This window comes from Candidatus Poribacteria bacterium (genome assembly GCA_028820845.1).
Taxonomy (GTDB): Bacteria; Poribacteria; WGA-4E; order WGA-4E; family WGA-3G; genus WGA-3G.
In genome coordinates this window covers 1-4,330 of sequence record JAPPII010000081.1, presented here as the reverse complement: position 1 = coordinate 4,330, position 4,330 = coordinate 1, and the positions used below count along the sequence as shown (strand labels likewise).

6 protein-coding genes are annotated in these 4,330 nt (G+C 47.0%); 5 read left to right on the top strand and 1 reads right to left on the bottom strand.

The window, feature by feature from the left end; all coding sequences use genetic code 11:
• Positions 1–122 precede the first annotated feature (122 nt).
• Positions 123–980, bottom strand: a complete 858-nt coding sequence (locus OXN25_16275) for an amidohydrolase family protein (protein MDE0426409.1) — start codon at positions 978–980, stop codon at positions 123–125.
• A gap of 167 nt (positions 981–1,147) precedes the next feature.
• On the opposite strand from OXN25_16275, the gene OXN25_16270 reads away from it, so the two are divergent.
• From OXN25_16270 to OXN25_16250, 5 genes are all read left to right on the top strand, one after another.
• Complete coding sequence (locus OXN25_16270) at positions 1,148–1,825, top strand: hypothetical protein (protein ID MDE0426408.1); 678 nt, start codon at positions 1,148–1,150, stop codon at positions 1,823–1,825.
• Positions 1,822–2,208 (top strand): type II toxin-antitoxin system VapC family toxin, encoded by a 387-nt coding sequence (locus OXN25_16265; protein MDE0426407.1) that lies wholly within the window; start codon positions 1,822–1,824, stop codon positions 2,206–2,208. The genes OXN25_16270 and OXN25_16265 overlap by 4 nt, the downstream gene beginning before the upstream one ends.
• 37 nt (positions 2,209–2,245) lie before the next feature.
• Positions 2,246–3,049, top strand: coding sequence for a ThuA domain-containing protein (locus OXN25_16260; protein ID MDE0426406.1), 804 nt, complete (start codon positions 2,246–2,248; stop codon positions 3,047–3,049).
• Positions 3,050–3,123: 74 nt separating this feature from the next.
• The gene (locus OXN25_16255) at positions 3,124–3,978 is read left to right on the top strand and encodes a phytanoyl-CoA dioxygenase family protein (GenBank protein ID MDE0426405.1); all 855 of its coding nucleotides are present in this window, start codon (positions 3,124–3,126) and stop codon (positions 3,976–3,978) included.
• A gap of 110 nt (positions 3,979–4,088) precedes the next feature.
• Positions 4,089–4,274 (top strand): hypothetical protein, encoded by a 186-nt coding sequence (locus tag OXN25_16250; GenBank protein ID MDE0426404.1) that lies wholly within the window; start codon positions 4,089–4,091, stop codon positions 4,272–4,274.
• The last annotated feature ends 56 nt before the right edge of the window (positions 4,275–4,330 follow it).

Below are 4,330 nucleotides of genomic sequence, written 5' to 3'. Positions count from 1 at the left end.
CTACCAAAACCTAACAAAAATGTCAATAACTTACACAATGTAAACACTACCTAATTAATTCTAAGGTTTACCATAATCGTTCCAATCCACCAAATCGACTGCTGACTACTGATTACTGACCGCTACGAATCCAACCTATAAAACCTAATTGCGTTATCGCGAAAGAGGTTTCGTATCTCTTCAGGGGAGCAGCCTGAGACGGCTTCTTTCAGTGTCTGCACCCATCGTGGATAATCAGATGCCTGTGTAGAAACGGGCCAATCGCTTCCGTATATAACCCGATCAAAACCGAAGCAACGAATCACATGCGCAATATACGGCTGTAGGTCAGTAGGGGTCCACGATTCAAAGTCGGCTTCCGTTACCAATCCAGAAATTTTGCAATGGACGTTTGGAAATCCCGCGAGCGTCTCGATCTCCTGTTTCCACGGCTCAAAAAGTTGGTTCTTGATGTCGGGTTTGCCGATATGGTCCAAGATGAATTGGACGTGCGGACACTGCTCCACGAGTCGGATCGCGTTGGCGAGTTGCGGATGAAAAATACAGAGGTCAAAACTCAACCCGTAGCGGGAAAGCACTTTAACGCCGCTTACAAAGTCGGGTTGGATACAGAAATCAACGCTTTCGGATTGAATGAGTCTACGGATACCTTTAACAAGTGGGTTCTCTGCCAATTTTTCGACGAAGGGTGCGACCTGTTCACCCTCTTCGAGCGGTGCCCAGGCGACAATCCCTTGAATCCGAGGCTCTACTGTTGTGGCAAGGGAGGTCACCCACGCCGTCTCTTTCAAACCGTCATCGGGGTGTGTATCGCATTGGACAAAAACGATGGATTCGATTTCTAATTCACCATAAGCGGTGATGTAATCTTTTAGGAGATAGGGTCTGTTTAGGGCTGGCACTTCCGAAAGCCACGGGTATCTCAACTGTTCTGGGTGCCATAGATGAACGTGTGTATCAACAATCGGGAATCTCTCCATTGCGTTGCTCCTGCTGTGTATTGGATTTATCTCTATCTTAAGGCACTCGTGTGAAATTGTCAATCGGTTTAAAATTGACGTTGACAACACCAACAATAGCGTGTAGAATTTAAAGAGATAGGTTGAAAAACGTTCTGAATATGGACGTATGGAAGGGGTATTTGACGATGAATCAAAAATTTGAGATAAGTCCGAAATTTCAGAAGTGGCGTGAATGGATGGAGGTTATTGAACCAGAGATTCGGCTATTACTTCGGGATGCCAGAGTATTCTGGGAAATCCGAATTATCATTCATGGACATCGACGTACCCAAGACCACCATTACGGATACCTTGAACGTTCATATCTGGATCATGTACTTATCGGCCTGCGTCGACAAATTAAATCAGACAAAGAAGGTATCTCCTTCGTAGGATTGCTCCATGAGATTGCTAAAAATCCCGAAGTGCTCCCCCGCAGCTCCATTGAGGCAGTATGTTCATATCCAAGTGAATTGGGCAACCTTTCATCGGACACAGGTATTGGTGCCGCGCAAGTGTGCACACAAATGGTAGTCGAAGATATAACACAACTTATATCGGCGTTAGAAGCGTGCGAGGCGTTTGCTGATGAACGACTTGCGTATTTGGAAAAGCACGAAGTAAAAACCGCTCCAACGTTCAAGGAATTCAAGGACTGCTTTAAATTGCTGGATAAGACCTATGTGAAATACCATGAGCTGTTTTATGGAGCAGGACTGAAGACGTTGCAACCGCCCCGTCAAGCAGGAACCCTCAAAGGGCTTATCAAGATCGCCGACGATTTTGACGCTGAGCTCCCAGAATTTAGGGAGTATATGTGGTGAGATATTTGCTGGATACACATACGCTGCTTTGGTTTATTGCTGAAGACAAAAAACTCAGTGCCAGGGCGCGCCGATTAATTCTGGATTCGAGCAGTGAAGTCTTGCTCAGCATCGCGAGTCTTTGGGAAATAGCGGTCAAGGTCAATATAGGAAAACTCGATTTAGATAAACCCTTTAACCAATTGTTCCCGGATGAACTGGATTTCCACGGGATTGACATGTTGGATATCACAATTGATCACTTCATGCAGGTGACGACATTACCTCTCTATCACAGGGATCCCTTTGACCGTTTGATCATTGCTCAAGCCCTGGTTGAAGGGCTTCCAATAATTGGTGTAGATAGTGCTTTTGATGCTTACGGTGTAAGTAGAGAATGGTGAAAATTTGGTAGACACCCCGAATGGAGGAACGAAAAATATGGCAAAAAAATCTCGAATTGTTATGGTGGCAGGGAGCGCGAGTCATGGTGGTGGATCACATGAGCATCCTGCGGGATGTGCCTTTCTCGCCGATCAGTTGAACAAAACTGTTGACGGTGTGGAAGCGGTCGTCTCTCAAGGATGGCCCACAGATTCCGCAACTCTCGCTGATACAGATGCTATTATTATCTATTCAGATGGCGGTGCGAAGCATCTTACAATTCCGCATCTGGATCAGATCGCTGTGTTGATGGCACAGGGTATAGGACTTGCGATGTTGCACTATGCAGTCGAGGTGCCGAAAGGTGAACCCGGCGACCGTTTCTTAGACTGGATCGGGGGCTACTTTGAAACGCACCTTTCGGTCAATCCGTATTGGACAGCGACGTTTACAGGATTTCCTGAACACCCGACGACACGCGGGTTGGAGCCGTTTTCGCTGGAAGATGAATGGTATTATCACATGCGGTTTCGTGAAAATATGCAAGGGGTGACACCCGTATTGAGTGCGATTGCCCCGGAATCCACGCTTAAAAGACCCGATGGACCGCACAGCGGGAATCCATACGTCCGTGCGTCGGTAGCAAACGGTGAACCCCAACATTTAGGATGGTGTGTGGAGCGTCCAGATGGCGGTCGTGGATTTGGGTTTACAGGTGGGCATCTCCACCGGAATTGGGGTGATGACCAGCTCCGTAAGTTTATTCTCAATGCTATTGCTTGGACAGCGAAGGTGGAAGTCCCTGAAGGTGGTATCTCTACACCAACACCAACTGAGACTGAATTGAACGCGTATCTATAGTTTCGAGGTAATTCGGGTATTCTGTTGGTGAGGCTGAATGCGGGTTAAAAACTTACGGATTAAGGAGGCAGAAAATGGACCAAGAGGTACAGGATTATCTGTTCGATTTACAGGGCTATCTGGTCTTAGAGAATGCAATCTCAGAAGATGATCTGGAAAAGATGAACGCGTGGATTGACGCACATTGGGAGTACGTTGAGGAGCCGTGGGAAGAACACACCGAGGACAAGCGGATCCCGCGCTGGATCGGAAACATCGAAACGCATACCTACAACATCGAAAACGGCGTGAATTTCCAGAATATCATTGAGGGTGGAGGGGTCTTTGAAAAGCTAATCGACCATCCTGCATGGATTAATCTCGTGCGGAAATACGTCCATGAAGTCAATGGACTCTCTATCCACGAGAATTTCCTGAACGTCCGTGGTCCTGGCGGTTTCATTCATATCCACTGTGGCGGGCATGTCCCCCTCAGCTACCTAACATTTCGACAGGAGCAGACGGGCGAATGGATGGTCGGGCAGATTAACGTCCTCATGGCACTCAACGATATTGGACCAGGAGACGGTGCACCGGTGTTGGTGCCGGGGAGTCATAAATGTACGGAGATTCATCCGCGTTTGAAGGTCGATGGGAAAGGTTTGGTTTACGACGGTGTGAGCGGCAAACCTGCAGGGACTGCCTTCGGGACGAAGGAAATCTATCTCAAGGCGGGCGATGTCGTGATGTTCACGGATAAAATTACACACGGATCGGCAGAACGGACGAATGAAGGGTATCGCCGGTCGATTGTTTATCGTTATTCGCCGCGGTATGTCCGCGAGCGTTTTGACTATCCGCATTCGGAGGCGTTATTGGCACGTCTGACACCCGATCAACGCAAAATTATCCAACCGACATCGATACGTCGCCCACCAGAAGTGACGTAGCAACAATCGTGTTATTATCTAAAAAGGAGGTTTGATTATGCAAAAAATGGACTTACAAAAGCAGGCGATTATGTTAATCGAACAACTCTCTACTGAAGAACTTAAAGAGGTTGTTTGATTATCTTGCTAATCTTCACGATAAAGACGCAGCCAACATATTGCCTACATTTCATGTCCAAGAGATTCCAGAGAAGGGACTTGGAACATTTATCCACAAGCTTTTCAAACAGATGGGTGGGGTAGAACTTGAGATACCCCCACGAGAACCAATGCGAGAACCACCTCGCTTTGACTAACATACTACGTAGTGTTTACATTTTGTTAGCAGTGATCAATATAGCTGCGAAATAAA

Coding starts and splice junctions, on each gene's coding strand:
- OXN25_16275 (MDE0426409.1), bottom strand. CDS start 980: ATGGAGAGATTCCCGATTGTTGATACACACGTTCATCTATGGCACCCA.
- OXN25_16260 (MDE0426406.1), top strand. CDS start 2,246: ATGGCAAAAAAATCTCGAATTGTTATGGTGGCAGGGAGCGCGAGTCAT.
- OXN25_16270 (MDE0426408.1), top strand. CDS start 1,148: ATGAATCAAAAATTTGAGATAAGTCCGAAATTTCAGAAGTGGCGTGAA.
- OXN25_16255 (MDE0426405.1), top strand. CDS start 3,124: ATGGACCAAGAGGTACAGGATTATCTGTTCGATTTACAGGGCTATCTG.